This window comes from Candidatus Omnitrophota bacterium (assembly GCA_003598025.1).
Lineage (GTDB): Bacteria > Omnitrophota > Gorgyraeia > Gygaellales > Profunditerraquicolaceae > Profunditerraquicola.
This window is the reverse complement of the sequence record QZKH01000002.1, coordinates 276,102-290,928: the sequence shown is the minus strand read 5'-3', so window position 1 is coordinate 290,928 and position 14,827 is coordinate 276,102. Positions and strand designations below refer to the sequence as shown.

Here is a 14,827-nt window from a genome sequence, read left to right as displayed (position 1 = left end):
AATTATCTTTCTTTAAGTTTTTTTATCTGCCTGATCAATTCCTTCTTTGAATCCTTGATAGAAACTTTTTTTACTGGTTTACCTTTATAAAACAGCAGGCCTTCGTTTTTTCCGAATGCAAGGCCTATGTCTGCTTCTTTTGCTTCGCCGGGCCCGTTTACAACACAACCCATAAACGCTACTTTCATGCCGGTCTTGCCTTTGCTTGCCTTATCTATATCCTTTTCAAAACCGGAGATAACATTTATCAGGTCCACCTGGCACCTTCCGCAGGTGGGGCAGCTTACAAACTGTATCCCGAATTTCCTTAACCCCAGCGACTCAAGGATGCTCTTTGCAACCCGTACTTCCTGCCTGGGATCGTCAGTCAAAGATACCCTTATTGTATCACCTATGCCGTTTAATAGCAAATGCCCCAAGGCAACGCTGGATTTAACCGCACCGTCCAGAGAAAAACCTGTTGCCGTAACCCCAAGATGCAGGGGATAATCGCTTAAGCGGCTGAATCTGGTATAAGCTTCTATTGTATCCAGCACATTGGAAGCCTTAAGAGAAACCACTGTATTATAAAATTTCAACCCCTCCAGCATCCTTAAATAAGCTAAAACCGAAGAAACCAACTTTGCCGGGGTGCTAATACCCTGGCCTCTTAATGAGCCTGAATTAGCCCCGACCCTTAAAGGGATATGCGCAGATTTAAGCGCAGAAACAATGTTTGCTACTTCATTTTTTTTATAGATATTACCGGGGTTAAGCCTGATTTTATCCACTCCGCTATCAATAGCAGCTATCGCCAGGCGCCAGTCAAAATGTATATCAGCGACAATAGGCAGGACAGAGCCTGCTTTTATCTTCTTTAAAGACCGGGCATCCTCCATATCGAGGACTGCCAGGCGCACTATCTGGCAGCCGCTCTCTTGAAGCTGCCCGATTTGACGACAGGTGCTTTCAATATCTTTAGTACTGGTCTTGGCCATAGACTGGATAGAGATAGCATTCCCCGCGCCGATCTTGACATTGCCGACTTTTACTAACCTTGTTTTGCTTCTCTTTATTTCATCCATCCGAATATTTTGCTCCCAAACCTCAGAAGGTCATTGTAAGTAACGATTAAAGCCAGGAATATAAGCAGGCTTATGCCTAAGCGCGTAATAATACGCTCGGTCTTAAGGCTGAAATTCTTTCCCCTGATTTTCTCAATAGCAAGAAACAATATATGCCCGCCGTCCAAAACAGGCAGAGGCAGTAAATTGAATATACCCAAGCTTATGCTTAAGAGGGCGATAAAATTCAACACCGCAATAATCCCCTGACTGGCGACATTTGATGTAATCATAAGTATACCCAATGGTCCGGTCACTGATTCCTTAAGCGATAACTGCCCGCTTATCATCCACCATAAGCTCTGATAGGTAAGCCTGGTAAGCAGCCAGGTTTTCTCAGCGGCCAATAGCAGTGATTCAAAAAACCCATGCCTTACTTTTATCAATTCATCGCTCTTCGGCTCTATCCCGATAATACCTATGCTTTTTTTCTTGCCTAAAATATCGTCAAACTCTTTTTCCTTGATAGTGACATCAAAATTTAACTCTTTACCTCCGCGCTCAACCGTAAGACTGACGATGTCTCCGGCTTTCTTTTCATATACCCCATCCTGTATCTCTTCCCATAAATTTACATTTTTCCCGTCTACTGATATGATCTTATCCCCTGCCTGCACGCCTGCAGCCTGAGCTCCCATGCCGTCTACAAGAGCCCCTACTGTTGAAGTCAATGTAGGATACCCTGCAAAGAAAACCACCCAAAAAAATAAAAATCCCAGCACATAATTAAGCAACGGCCCGCAGAAGACTATTGCCGCCCTTGCTTGCGGAGTCTTGCTTAAATATTCATAGGGCTTGCCTTTATATTCCTCAAGGCTGTCGCCTGACATCTTCACATAGCCGCCTAAGGGTACTAAAGATACGGAATATTCTGTATCTTTCTTCTTCCTCTTAAAAAGCTTGCGCCCGAAACCCACGGAAAATTCCTCGACCCGCACGCCGACTTTTTTGGCGCATAAGAAATGGCCGAGCTCATGCACTACTATGAGTATTCCAAGTATCAATAAATAGATTATTAAGGTTACCATATTATTTTAATTAAGCGATTTCTGGGCTTCTGCCTTTGCCCATTCATCAGAATAAAATATCTCTTTTAATGTAGGGTCCTTTATTAAACGGTGCTTTCTCATCACTTTTTCTATTATCCTGGGTATTGCAAGGAACCCGATCCTGCCATTTATAAAAGCATTTACACAGGTTTCATTAGCGGCATTCATGACAACCGGAAGGCTGCCGCCAGCCTTAGCTGCTTCATAAGCAAGCCTTAAACATTCAAATTTGCCGGTATCCGGCCTGTAAAAAGAAAACTGCTTGATTTTACAGAAATCTAACTGCGAATTAATGCCGTTTTGCAGCCTGTCGGGATAAGACAGGGCATACTGTATCGGCAGGCGCATGTCAGTCACAGATATCTGCGCAAGGATTATCCCGTCTAAAAACTCAACCATCGAATGTATCAAAGCTTCGGGGTGTATTACAACTTTGATTTTATCGGCGGATACCCCGAATAAATGCATTGCCTCAATTACTTCAAGCCCCTTGTTCATCAAAGTAGCAGAATCCACGCTTATCTTCCTGCCCATCTTCCAACAGGGATGCTTAAGTGCCTGCTCGACTGATATCTTATTTAACTGGCTCCTGCTGAATTTCCTGAACGGCCCGCCTGAAGCTGTAAGATGCAGCCTTTTTACCTGGCGCATTTCATTGCCCATCAGGCACTGCCAGATCGCAGATTGCTCGCTGTCAACCGGGCATATGTTTATTTTTTTTCTGGCGGCCATCCTCATCACCAGGTGGCCGGCCATAACCAGCGCCTCTTTATTTGCCAGCGCAATATCTTTGGCGGAATTGATAGCACTAATGAGTGGCCGTAATGCCGCAGAACCGCTTATTGCCATCATCACCTGATCAATACCGGATAATCCTGCCATTTCATCCAGGCCGTCTGCGCCGGTAAATATCCTGACGGCTGATGGCCTTAACAGCCTTTTTAACTTTGCCGCAGCTTTCTCATCGCTGACGCACGCATATTCAGGCCGGAAGATCTTAATCTGACGGTATAAAAGATCGGTATTGCTATTAGTGCTGAGGGCAACCGCCTTAAATTCCCCGGGAAAATTCTTTATGATATCCAGGGTATTCTTACCGATGGAACCGGTTGAGCCCAAAACAGCTATTTTCTTCATTTTACTATTATTACTGAATCCTCAGCAGCGCGCTGACGTAAAAATAAAATACCGGGCCTGTAAAAAGCAGGCTGTCTACAAAATCTAATACCCCTCCCATGCCCGGGAGTATCTTGCCTGAGTCTTTTACCTGGCAGTCCCTTTTTATCAAGGATTCTGAAAGGTCGCCCAATTGGCCCAATACTCCCATAATGAAACCTACAAACACAAGATGGGCGTAGCCAAGCCCAAGCAGCGGCTTGCATACAAAAGCAACTATTATACTGCAAAACAATCCGCCTACCGCGCCTTCAAGCGATTTATTAGGGCTCACTCTTGGCATAAGCGGGGTCCTGCCAAAACGCCTGCCGACCAAATAAGCCCCAACATCGCCGGCCTTGGTGATTAATAAGACTGCCACAAGCAGGCCTGCCCCTGCGTAGAAATACCTGACCCTTATCAAAAAACTTAAGAACCACGATACATATATTATGCCGAATATCGTAGTAGATATATCAACTATGACGCCGGAATTGTCCCTGCGCCGAAACTGCATAAGAAAAAGCGACAAAAGACCGAGGACTATAAAGAGAAATTCCCAATTTCTTGTAAGCTCAAAACGGTAAATAAGCGATAAAGGTATGACCGTACCTAAGCCTATACCGAAATACTTGTAGGTATTTATGCCCTTTTTCTCCAGCATCTTAAAGAATTCATAAAGGGCGACAACTATGAAAGCAGTTATCATCAGGCCGCACAGCCAGTCGATTGATATGAAAACAAACAATACCAGCGTTAATGCCAGCGAGCTAAGGACCCTGTATTTAAGCATAGTCTTGACTTTTTAAATTCCGCCGAACCTCCGGCTCCTTGATTTATATTCTTTTATCGCCTTCTCCAGGTCATCTCTCGTAAAATCAGGCCAGTATTTTTTCGGGAAATACATCTCGGCATATGATAACTGCCAGAGAAGAAAATTGCTCAGGCGCATCTCGCCGCTAGTCCTTATCAGCAAATCGGGGTCCGGCAGGCCGTAAGTATAAAGAAATTTAGCGATAATATTTTCATCTACGCTTTCTAATGCGATCTCGCCCCTTGTTACCAGCGGGATGATTTTCTTGAAAGCATCAACTAATTCCTGCCTTGCCCCATAATTAAGCGCAAGCACCAATGTTAAACCGGTATTATCCTTGGTCTTCGCCTGGACCTTTCTTATTTTATCCTGGATATATTGAGGGAGCGGCTCATCCCTGCCGATAATAAGCAGCCTCATATTGTTCTCATGCAGCTCGATAGCCTCATGGTCAAGGAAGCTGTCTAAGTAACGCATCAGTATCTCTATCTCTTTTTTAGGCCTGTTCCAATTCTCCGTAGAAAACGCAAAGAGCGTAAGCACGCGCACCCCGAATTCATCGGCGGCCTTTATTACCTCTCTTATCCTCTTTGTGCCTTCTTTGTGACCTGCGGTCCGGGATAAGCCTTTTTCAGTGGCCCATCTTCCGTTTCCGTCCATGATTATAGCAATATGTCTGGGAATATTTATCTCTTGAGGCATACTCTTTAAACAAGCTGATTTTCAGTCCTTGTGTTTTCTGTAATCTATGTTAGGAAAAATATTATCCTTGCGCTCTATTTCGGAAAGCCAGTTGTTATCTATGGAATTTGATTTTATCTCTTCAAACAACCTCATAAAATTAAGCAAATGGTTTTTTGTCCGCTGGACTGCGTAAGAAGTATGCGTACCGGTGCCAAGGATAAAAGCCCAGTCTGAACTTTGAGCTAAAAGCAGTTCGCGCAGGCACTGGTTCAATGCCCTAAGTTGTATGCCCTGCGCATTAGGATAAGCATCAACCAGCTCGCTCATTTTCTCTGAAGCAGCATGCAGGTGCCTGTATATCCAGTCGTTAGAACCCTGCAGCCACATCTCGCTGTAGCCTTTCCATCCCCAGCTTGACATTGAAGGCGTCACCACCTGGTTGCGCGGGTTCTCGATTAAATATTCCGAAGCTGTTATCAGCCTGATATCATCCTGGTCAAAAACTATCTTCCTGATTAAAAAATCCAGCCACATAACGCCTTCATACCACCAATGCCCGTATAATTCAGCGTCATAAGGCGAGACTATTATCGGTTTCTTCTTCAGAAGATCAAACAGGTATTCGGCTTGTTTCTGCCTGTTAAACATGAAATTACCTGCATGTTCGGCGGCCTTTTCCCTGGCTAATTCAGGCGAATAAGGCTGCTTGTTTTCGCTGCCGGTTATGCGGAAATATTTTATTCCCGTATTTATCCTGATACCGTCAGGATGTATATAAGGACGGATATAATCATAATCAAGGTCAAAGCCTATGTCGCGGTAAAATTCACGGTAAAAATAATCTCCCGGATAACCTTCTATTGAAGACCAGACCTGTTTAGATGACTCAAGGTCCCTGCCGAAAGATGCAACGCCGGATTTACAATATACAGGCGCAAACACGCCGTATTTGGGGCGGGGAGTCGCATGCAAGATTGCATGGGCATCGGTAAAGAAATATTTTATGCCTGCTTCTTTCAGTATCTGGTCATCTCCCGGGTTATACCCGCATTCAGGTAGCCAGATACCCCGGGGCCTTCTGCCGAATACGTTTTCATAATGGTCCGCTGCCACCCTTACCTGCGCATTGACCGAAGCCTTTGTCACATCCATAAGCGGGAAATAACCATGAGTCGCCCCGCAGGTTATTATTTCAAGTTTGCCGGCGTCCTGAAAACTTTTAAATGCACGCGTTAAGTCGCGGTTATACTTTTCAAAAGTACCCCTGACTTCATAAAACTTGCTCAAATACATATTGGCAAGATGGTTGAACTCAGGCATCCAGCGCGTCCTGTCCGCTTCCCTGTGCGCAAGTTCAATCAGTTTATTAATGTGCTTTAAGTAACGCTCCTGGAGCAGCCCATCCTGGAGCATCGAGCACAATGTCGGTGTCAGCGACATGGTTATCCTGAAATCAACATTATCGCGTATTAATTTTTCAAAGACCAGAATCAGAGGCACATAAGTCTCGGTTATGGCTTCATATAACCAATCCTCTTCAAGGAAATCCTCGTGTTCGGGGTGCCTGACAAAAGGAAGATGAGCGTGTAAAACTAAACACAAATAACCCTTATTCATTATCTGCCCCTTATTATTAGGTGTGAATAATCAGATTAATCTATTTAGTCTCTTTTTTGACTACAGGAGTTATAATTCTTTCATCCTGCTGGTCTCTGGATACCGCCTTGACAGGTATAACCTGCTTGCCATCAGGGAGGGCAAAACGCAGGCTGAAAGTGCCGTCAGGCCTTAAATTTATCTCTTTATTCTGCACGTATACTTTAGCATCGGGCTCGGTCGCCCCGTAAACGATGAGTTCTGTATTTACAACCAGCCAGAACTGCTTTTCTTTGAGCATCTGTTTTACCGGGCTGGCCATAGAAGCAAATCCCGGAGAGGAAAAGAATTCTTTCCTTATCTTTTCCTGCCATCCCTTGCCTACAGGAGAACTCTTGCCGAAACCAAATCCCATGCCGTAGAGCCTGGCGAATAAGTCATCGGGGATCATCCACTCCTCGTCGGTTATCCAGGACGGGCCGGCCAGAGGGGTAGTGACAAAGTTGGAACGCAATATTGTGATAAACCTGCCGTCGCCAAGCATCAATCCAATATCCACGCACCAGGACCTGCCGTCGGAACCGGTATCTACGTACCAGTTATTTGCGTTCCTGTTTATATCAATATCAAAATACCTGTTGGCGTTCTTGCCGTCGAAATCTATACCTGTTACATCATATGCCCTAAGGAGCAATTTTGCCGAAGCGACTTTATCTGCTCCTAACTTTGACTTAAAATGCGACCATGTCGGCTCTGTTATCTCCCAATAGGCATGCAGCCACCAGGGGTCGCGAACCTGCAAAACCATTTTGTCTTTACCATAGGCGCCGGATAATTCCTGCGGATAAGCCCGCGCCTGCCTCATATTCTCCGGATTGGAGAATTTTGTCATACCGACTTCTACTTCCTGGTTGCCCAATACATTCTGGCTGGGTTGTATTTCTTTAGCCTTTTGTTTTTTTGCAGTATCAACGCCTGATTCAGAAAGCTTAAGCATCCGGAGCAGTTTTTTAAAAACTTCTTTTAACTTCCTTAGTATTGCCATACGCCCTCCTCTTCTCGCAATAAAAAAGGGGATAATCTCATCCCCTCTCTTAAGGTCAAAAAAAATACCCTTCTTTCCACAGGCCTAGTTCATTTTTTAAGTTTATTGGCTTTGTTTCCCGCGAGTGCTTCTTCTAGCTGCCTTTCCAAGGATTCTTTTTCTTTGGTGACTTTGTTTAATTCTTCTTTTATGCTCTGGCTTATCATCTTCTCCTGCTCCAGGAGATTCTTGGTCTTCCCTAAATCCCCGGCCAAGGCCTCCGACTCTTTAGTGAGGGCCGCGATCTTCTCCTGCATAGAGACTTTATCCTGGGAGACCTTGCTCAATTTTTCTTCAGCTTCCAGTTTATTAAAGATCTCTTTTTCCCGCGCGGCTTTCTGGCGGCTGGCGTTGCTGCAGGAACTGAAAGTTATTACCAATAAAACCACGCATAAAGCACCTAATATATATACAAGCTTATTGCCTAAATTATCCAGCTTTAGCATCTTTATATCCAGTAAAGTTATTTGATTTTGCCTTGGGGCATAGGTTCGGGCGCTTCCTGCGAATCCTTAACCTTCTGAACCTTGGGCAGTATTACGATCTCAACCCTGCGGTTTGCCTGCATACCCAGTTTTGTATCATTCGGTGCAACCGGGCGGAACTCTCCGTAGCCTATGGCAGATAACCTCTCCGGTGCAACTCCTGCGTTATCAGCCAGATAATGCAGCACGCTAAGCGCTCTTGCTGATGAAAGTTCCCAGTTTGATTTCCAGCCGGAATATTTTATAGGCTGGTTATCAGTATGGCCTTCGATTCCGACGTTCAGGTTAGGCACATCTTCTCTTAATACTGAAGCAACTTTATCCAAAGTAGAATAAGCATCCTTCTTGATCTTTGCCTTTCCTGAATCAAATAAAACATCGGCGACAAAATTTATGACTAAGCCCTTCTCCATCATCTTGAGGCTCACCTGCTTATCGCGGATCTCATCGCTTAACTTGCTCTGTAATATTTTCATCGTGCTGTTTAAATCATCGAGCTGGCGCGATAATTCATCGATTTTCTGCAAATCTGACCTTCTTCCCTTTTGGAAGATAAATGTGCATCCCACTAAACTTGTTGCTAATAAGATTATTAAAACGATTTTGGATACTTTAGTCATCATAGATTTCCTCCTTTTAGATTAAGGTCAAATATATCATACCTATATATATTAGTCAAGGGATTTTGAGCCCAATCTGCATACAAAAGGGGCCTTACAGGTTTAATGGAAACCCCCGGTTTCCAAAGGTTTTACCTGGGCCTTAACTTCTTTATTTTCAAATTGGTTATGAAAATTTCAGACCCTGATGGTATCTTCTCTTGAAGAGCCGACTGAAACCATGGTTATATCTGTTTTAAGCAAGCCGCCCAATAAAGACAGGTAATCCCTTGCTTTTACAGGCAGGTCTTTATAGCGCCTGATATGCGTCAGGCTATCCTGCCATCCTTTTACTGTCTTATATATTGGCTTTGCGTTTAACAATACCTCATAATCATAGGGAAACTTGTGAAAGATCTTACCTTTATATCTATATGCAGTACAAACCTTTATCTCCTTAAGCCCGCTTAGGATATCCATTTTCATTAAAGCCATCTCATTTATGCCGTTTAAGACAACAGCTTCTCTGGACATTAGCGCATCAAACCAACCGCACCTGCGCGGCCTTCCCGTGGTTGCCCCGAACTCCCTGCCCTTCCTGCGCATAAATTCATCAAAAACAGGGCCGAACTCCGTCGGAAATGGCCCTTCGCCGACCCGAGTGGTATATGCCTTGGCTACCCCTAATATCTTGTCTATTTTATTGGGCGGCATACCTGAGCCGATACATGCCCCTGCCGCAACTGCAGACGAAGAAGTGACAAAGGGGTATGTGCCAAAGTCTATATCCAGAAAAGTACCTTGCGCGCCTTCAAACAATATATCTTTTTTCTTAAGCAGGGCATAATTCAGCTCTTCTGTAATATCATATACATATTCTGAAAGGTACCTTGCATAAGCCAGGTATTCTTTATAAACTGCCCCGAAATCAAAACCTGTATGCTTATAGACCTTTTTGAATATTTCGTTCTTTTCGTTGATATTATCTTCCAGCTTGCTTTTAAAGACCCTGGGGTTAAGCAGGTCAACCATCCTGATGCCGCAGCGGTTTATTTTATCCGCATAACAAGGGCCTATTCCGCGGCCGGTCGTCCCGATCTTATGCGCGCGCTTGGTCTCCCTCAACTGGTCCAGGATCTTATGATACGGCAATATAACATGGGCAAGCGGTGATATTTTAAGCCGGCCTTTTATATTTATTCCCGAAGAGACCAGGCCTTTTATTTCCTGTATAAGGGTAGACGGGTCTATTACCACGCCGTTACCGATACAGCAGACCTTGCCCTTATGTAATATACCCGACGGTATAAGATGGAATATGTACTCTTTATTATTTACAATGACAGTGTGCCCGGCGTTACTCCCGCCCTGATAGCGGACGATATAATCCACCTCTCCGGACAAAATATCAATTATCTTGCCTTTTCCTTCGTCTCCCCATTGCGTCCCGATGATGATCGTATTCATGATTTTAAATGGCTGATAGGTTAATTGGTTTAAATGGTTACTTCAAAAATCCTGCGTGCTATGTCCGGGTATTTAGCGATAAATTTCAGCTCTTCGTCCACAAGCGGCTTCTGGTTGTGGACATTTGCATAACGCACCAGCTCAAGTATTTCCGTAGCCTCCTCATCATTGCGGAAAGCCACCTCAAGCTTATCATAAACGTTCCTGAAGCCCTTTATACCGGAATATTCCCCTGCGGTTATTTTCCTGCCGGTCTCAATTATCTCGGGCTCGCCCCTTCCCAACTCTTCATAATCATAGAGTTCGTAATTGCGCCTGTCTTTTAAAGCTCCGTCGGCGTGTATTCCCGATTCATGCGCAAAGGCATTAGCGCCCACCCCCGGCTGGTTTATCGGTATGGGTACCCCGAAAGCATAAGAGGCATATTTGCATGTCTTCCATGATGCTTTTAAATCAACTCTCTGATCAAGGGTATATTCCTTCATGCCATTGCCGTATTTTATCGCAAGAATCACAGATACAAGGTCCGCGTTTCCGGCGCGCTCGCCCATGCCGTTAATACAGGTATTTATATAAGCATCCATGCCGCTGTCGTTGGCTGCCTTTGCCCCGGCGATAGAGTTAGCTACCACCAGGCCGATGTCATTATGGCAATGTATTTCTATCGGCATCTGCACTGCATCAGCCAATTCTTTTATCCTTTCATAAATAGTAAAGGGTGTGTCGCATCCAAGCGTATCGCAGTACCTGAGCCTGTCAGCGCCGGTTTTCTTAGCGGACAAACCGAACTCAATAAGATACTCCATCCTTGTACGCGATGCATCCTCGGCATTGACCCCAATACTTTTTGCGCCCAGCTTACGGGCTTCTTTTACCGCTTCGGTCATCTCTTTTATCACGGAAGCATGGTCAAGCTTGCCTTTGAATTTATGTATTATCATCTGGTCCGAAGTAGATATTGATAAATTCACATTTTCAAGCCCCGGCACCAGTTTAAACGCGGATTTTACATCCTCCTTTGTCGCCCTGAGCCAACCTTCCAGCTTTATCGGAGAAAGCCCGCCTTTTTTAGCCAGTTCAATATTAGCATTAAGATAATTGGTCTCATGATGCGTCAGGGGAAACCCAAACTCCGATTGATAAATCCCCATTTCATTGAGGTATAAATTAATCATTGTTTTTTGCAGCTTGGACAAACAGATGCGGGAAGTCTGCACCCCGTCCCTGTTAGTAACGTCAATAATATAAATTTTTGGTTTACTCATAAAAACCTCCAAAGGTTAGTTCATTGCTCATAGTTCATTGTTCATAGAAATATCTCCATATCCATGAACCATCAACTATGGACTATGAACTAAGTTACTTTATTATACTCTTCAACTCTTCCTTATTCGGCGCGCCTTTTATCCCGAAGATCTCCTGGTTATTCATAAGAAAGGTCGGGCCAAAATTAATCTTAAGCTCTTTTGTCAAGCCGGAATTCTTATCCAACAGCTCTTTGCCTTCAGCTGACCTGGCACAAGCAGAGATCTTATTGGGATCAAGCTTGCCCAAACAATCCTGCCACCAGCTGCTGTAAATATTTTTGCTTCTGCAGGTTATATAATCCCAGAAATCCTGCGGGTAATATTTCTCTATGCAAACAGCGCGCATGTATTCCTCTTCCTGATAAGCATTGCTTCCGCCTGCGGCTTTTTCATTCTCGCTGGCAAAAAAATGCACTGCAGGATTAAACTCTTTTACCGCCTCAAGTACGCTTGCCGCATCTTTCTCAAACAAATTGATAAACAGGTCCCGTTGCCCTGCAGCTTTATTCCTGCCCAGGAAATATGAGAAACCGCTGAACTTCGGGTCTACTACATAATACTTGCCATTCTGCATTATGCTGTTCTTTAGCTTAACATATGCCTCATCTTTGACAATACTCTCATCAAAAAGATAAAGCGGCAGGCTCTCAGGCTTGACTGAAGCGATTATCTCCTCTGCCTGTTTGCCGGGATATTCAATGTTAATAATTTTAAGGTTAGAAAATACCTTTTTAAAGAACCCGAGCACGCCCTCCGTATTGCAGGTAACACAGTCTTTGGGCTTGATTACAGTGATGTTGACCTGCTGCGCTTTTTCAAATTTACATTTGGAATTCATTGTGCCCGGCTCAATACACTGGCCGATAAAACCCTCTTTCTTGCAGTTGGCTCCGGAAAAACAATCAGGCATGATCTTTAATATTTCCGCATCATCTTTTATCTTGTCAGAGAGCCTGGTATCATCAACGCTGAATTTTGTTATTTTCTTGTTACCTATATCAAGCACTGCCTTATTCAGCTTCCTCGCCTGCCATGACGGCCGAAGCATAAGCGTTGAATTCACTTTGACAAACGGCTCCTTGCCTGTCTGCAACCCGCCGGATATAAGCACATCTATCCCCGGCACATTATTAATCAGGCTTAAATCTCCGGATTCACCAAGGTGGCTTAATACAATGATTATATCGGCTTCTTTTCTTACTTTGGTAATCGTATTCTTAAGCGCTGCTACCGGCTCAACGAATTCTAAACCCTGGGCCTTCGGCATCGCCCCGAGGTCTGTAAGGCCGATTATCCCGATCCTTGTGCCTTTTACTTTTTTTATCATATAAGGCAATATGCTCTTTGATTTATTTATATTGCAGGAAAGGAACTTAATACCGGAATTTACAGCTTCCTTCTCCAGAAAATCCCTTCCGAAATTGAATTCGTCATTGCCGATATTTACGGCATCATAACGCATCATCTCCATCGCCTTGAAATTTATTTTTGAGCGCTGCATATCAAGCTGGCTGTTCTGCGTAAATTCATCTAATGGCCCGCCGGCAGTAAATGCGCCTGCATCCAATAGCAATAGGTCCGGGTATTTTTGCCTCATCTCCTTTACCAGCGTTGCGCGCCTGCTAATTCCGCCGTCTTTTTCTAACGGGCAGCTGCAGGTATAGATCATGGCATGGGTCTGCCCGGTATAAAGCAGGACTACCTCTTCAGCGCTGGCAGCATGCTGCAGAAGGATAACTAACAACAAAAATAAGCTTTTTCTTAAAAGCACCGATAACAGGCTTAATCTCTTCATATTTTCACCACCTTGGCAGATAATATATTCTCCAGTTTTCTGATGCTTTCAAGAAGCTCGCCTGATATAGGGCTATCCACGTTTAAAACACTGATAGCTTCCCCGCCCTGCGTCTTCCTGCCGAAACTCATCGCCGCGATATTTATATTATGCTTGCCTAATAAAGTACCGAGGCTTCCGATAATGCCGGGACGGTCAAGGTTCCTTATCATAAGCATGTCTCCCTGAGGGGTTGCCTCAACATAATATTCGTCTATCTTGACTATCCTGGGCTGTTTATTGGAAGAAAGTGTGCCGCAAACCTGCCTTGTATCCTTATCGGTCTTTATTTCAACTTTGATGAGGTTGACAAACTCTTCTTCTTTGCTTGATCTGGATTCCTTGATATTAATGCCTCTTTCTTTAGCGATAGCAATGGCATTAATAAAATTGACCGTCTCTTTTAATATCGGGCTAAGCAGGCCTTTGGTCAGCGCCATGGTCAAAGGGGCAAGGTTATTAGCGGTGATATCCCCGCTGTAAATGACATTTACCTCCTGGAACCTTCCGTCGGAAAGCTGGCTGGCAAAAGAACCCAATTTATCCGCAAGGTTGATATACGGCTCTATAGTCTTACATACCTCCGCCTCAAGGCACGGATAGTTAGCCGCGTTCCTTATGCCTTTATTCAAAAGATAATCCCTTATGCACTCTGAAATCTCTATGGCTACATTTACCTGCGCCTCTTCTGTTGAGGCGCCCAGATGGGGGGTAATGATAACATTATCAAGCTTTAATAATTCGTTATCGGTATTAACCGGCTCCTTCTCGAACACATCCAAAGCTGCGCCTGCTACTTTTCCTTCTTTGACTGCTAAAGCCAAAGCCGCCTCATCAATGATCCCGCCGCGGGCGCAATTTACCAGGCGTACGCCCTTCTTCATCATATTGAATTCTTTAGTTGATATCATGTGCCTGGTCTCCTCGGTAAGAGGGGTATGCACAGTTATGTAATCGCTCTCGGACAAAACCTTGTTTAATTCAGCTACTTCAATACCTAAGCTCTCGGCAACCTCTTTTGATAAAAACGGGTCATATGCAAGTATTTTCATCCCGAAAGAAAGCGCCCGCTTTGCTACCTCTTTTCCTATTCTGCCGAAACCGACTATCCCTAAGACTTTATTGTAGAGCTCGACGCCCATAAATTTGGAACGTTTCCATTCTCCATTCTTTGTGGATACATTCGCCTGTGGTATATTCCTTGATAAAGACAGTATCATACTGAAGGTATGTTCTGCTGTAGATATAGTGTTTCCCGCAGGCGTATTCATGACAATAACGCCTTTTGCGGTCGCGCTATCTAAATCCACGTTATCTAACCCCACGCCTGCACGGCCGATAACTTTAAGCCTTGATGCCTTTTCAATGATGTCCTTAGTCAGCTTGGTCGCGCTGCGCACGATAACCGCATCATATTCGCCTATGATAGCCTTAAGCTCCTCGGGCTTTAAGCCTGTTTTTATATCTACCTGAAAGCCTTTGACATCTTTGATTACACTGAGCCCCTCTTCTGACATCGAGTCGCAAACCAGTATTTTAACCATATCCATGCTCCTTTTATTAACGCGAATGATCGCTAATTAAGAACATCATTATGATCCGCCGCAGGCGCAAGTTAAAACTGCGCCTTAATCAGCATTGATTAAATGA

The 14,827-nt window shown here is 44.3% G+C and carries 13 protein-coding genes; all 13 read right to left on the bottom strand.

Annotated features, from left to right (window positions below):
- Positions 1 to 2: 2 nt before the first annotated feature.
- The 13 genes from C4533_01700 to C4533_01640 all read right to left on the bottom strand — a co-directional run bounded on the left by C4533_01700 (position 3) and on the right by C4533_01640 (position 14,721).
- A complete protein-coding gene (locus C4533_01700; GenBank protein ID RJP29728.1) occupies positions 3 to 1,064 on the bottom strand; it encodes a flavodoxin-dependent (E)-4-hydroxy-3-methylbut-2-enyl-diphosphate synthase in 1,062 nt (353 codons plus the stop codon).
- Entirely contained in the window at positions 1,052 to 2,131 is a 1,080-nt protein-coding gene (gene rseP / locus C4533_01695) for an RIP metalloprotease RseP (GenBank protein RJP29727.1), read from the bottom strand. Before rseP ends, C4533_01700 begins: the two co-directional genes overlap by 13 nt.
- A gap of 6 nt (positions 2,132 to 2,137) precedes the next feature.
- On the bottom strand, positions 2,138 to 3,289 hold the full coding sequence (locus tag C4533_01690; protein ID RJP29726.1) for a 1-deoxy-D-xylulose-5-phosphate reductoisomerase: 1,152 nt from the start codon (positions 3,287 to 3,289) through the stop codon (positions 2,138 to 2,140).
- 10 nt (positions 3,290 to 3,299) lie between these two features.
- Positions 3,300 to 4,100, bottom strand: coding sequence for a phosphatidate cytidylyltransferase (locus C4533_01685; GenBank protein ID RJP29725.1), 801 nt, complete (start codon positions 4,098 to 4,100; stop codon positions 3,300 to 3,302).
- Positions 4,101 to 4,112: 12 nt separating this feature from the next.
- The gene (locus tag C4533_01680; GenBank protein RJP29724.1) at positions 4,113 to 4,823 is read right to left on the bottom strand and encodes an isoprenyl transferase; all 711 of its coding nucleotides are present in this window, start codon (positions 4,821 to 4,823) and stop codon (positions 4,113 to 4,115) included.
- 21 nt (positions 4,824 to 4,844) lie between these two features.
- On the bottom strand, positions 4,845 to 6,422 hold the full coding sequence (locus C4533_01675; GenBank protein ID RJP29723.1) for a DUF1957 domain-containing protein: 1,578 nt from the start codon (positions 6,420 to 6,422) through the stop codon (positions 4,845 to 4,847).
- Positions 6,423 to 6,462: 40 nt separating this feature from the next.
- Complete coding sequence (locus C4533_01670; protein ID RJP29722.1) at positions 6,463 to 7,446, bottom strand: DUF4912 domain-containing protein; 984 nt, start codon at positions 7,444 to 7,446, stop codon at positions 6,463 to 6,465.
- A gap of 89 nt (positions 7,447 to 7,535) precedes the next feature.
- Positions 7,536 to 7,931, bottom strand: a complete 396-nt coding sequence (locus tag C4533_01665) for a hypothetical protein (GenBank protein ID RJP29721.1) — start codon at positions 7,929 to 7,931, stop codon at positions 7,536 to 7,538.
- Between the two features lie 17 nt (positions 7,932 to 7,948).
- A complete protein-coding gene (locus tag C4533_01660; protein ID RJP29720.1) occupies positions 7,949 to 8,593 on the bottom strand; it encodes a hypothetical protein in 645 nt (214 codons plus the stop codon).
- Positions 8,594 to 8,767: 174 nt separating this feature from the next.
- Entirely contained in the window at positions 8,768 to 10,039 is a 1,272-nt protein-coding gene (locus tag C4533_01655; protein ID RJP29719.1) for an adenylosuccinate synthase, read from the bottom strand.
- Between the two features lie 26 nt (positions 10,040 to 10,065).
- Positions 10,066 to 11,301 (bottom strand): homocitrate synthase, encoded by a 1,236-nt coding sequence (locus C4533_01650; protein RJP29718.1) that lies wholly within the window; start codon positions 11,299 to 11,301, stop codon positions 10,066 to 10,068.
- Between the two features lie 94 nt (positions 11,302 to 11,395).
- Positions 11,396 to 13,138 carry a hypothetical protein gene (locus C4533_01645; GenBank protein RJP29717.1) on the bottom strand — a complete coding sequence of 581 codons (1,743 nt, stop codon included), beginning with the start codon at positions 13,136 to 13,138 and terminating at the stop codon, positions 11,396 to 11,398.
- Positions 13,135 to 14,721: a phosphoglycerate dehydrogenase gene (locus C4533_01640; protein ID RJP29716.1), complete on the bottom strand. Its 1,587-nt coding sequence runs from the start codon at positions 14,719 to 14,721 to the stop codon at positions 13,135 to 13,137. Before C4533_01640 ends, C4533_01645 begins: the two co-directional genes overlap by 4 nt.
- Positions 14,722 to 14,827: the final 106 nt, after the last annotated feature.

Bases quoted from the DNA above. Each gene is read 5' to 3' on its own strand.
- C4533_01680 (RJP29724.1), bottom strand. From the start codon at position 4,823: ATGCCTCAAGAGATAAATATTCCCAGACATATTGCTATAATCATGGAC.
- C4533_01675 (RJP29723.1), bottom strand. From the start codon at position 6,422: ATGAATAAGGGTTATTTGTGTTTAGTTTTACACGCTCATCTTCCTTTT.
- C4533_01650 (RJP29718.1), bottom strand. From the start codon at position 11,301: ATGAGTAAACCAAAAATTTATATTATTGACGTTACTAACAGGGACGGG.
- C4533_01700 (RJP29728.1), bottom strand. From the start codon at position 1,064: ATGGATGAAATAAAGAGAAGCAAAACAAGGTTAGTAAAAGTCGGCAAT.
- rseP (RJP29727.1), bottom strand. From the start codon at position 2,131: ATGGTAACCTTAATAATCTATTTATTGATACTTGGAATACTCATAGTA.
- C4533_01690 (RJP29726.1), bottom strand. From the start codon at position 3,289: ATGAAGAAAATAGCTGTTTTGGGCTCAACCGGTTCCATCGGTAAGAAT.
- C4533_01640 (RJP29716.1), bottom strand. From the start codon at position 14,721: ATGGTTAAAATACTGGTTTGCGACTCGATGTCAGAAGAGGGGCTCAGT.
- C4533_01665 (RJP29721.1), bottom strand. From the start codon at position 7,931: ATGCTAAAGCTGGATAATTTAGGCAATAAGCTTGTATATATATTAGGT.
- C4533_01645 (RJP29717.1), bottom strand. From the start codon at position 13,138: ATGAAGAGATTAAGCCTGTTATCGGTGCTTTTAAGAAAAAGCTTATTT.
- C4533_01660 (RJP29720.1), bottom strand. From the start codon at position 8,593: ATGATGACTAAAGTATCCAAAATCGTTTTAATAATCTTATTAGCAACA.
- C4533_01685 (RJP29725.1), bottom strand. From the start codon at position 4,100: ATGCTTAAATACAGGGTCCTTAGCTCGCTGGCATTAACGCTGGTATTG.
- C4533_01670 (RJP29722.1), bottom strand. From the start codon at position 7,446: ATGGCAATACTAAGGAAGTTAAAAGAAGTTTTTAAAAAACTGCTCCGG.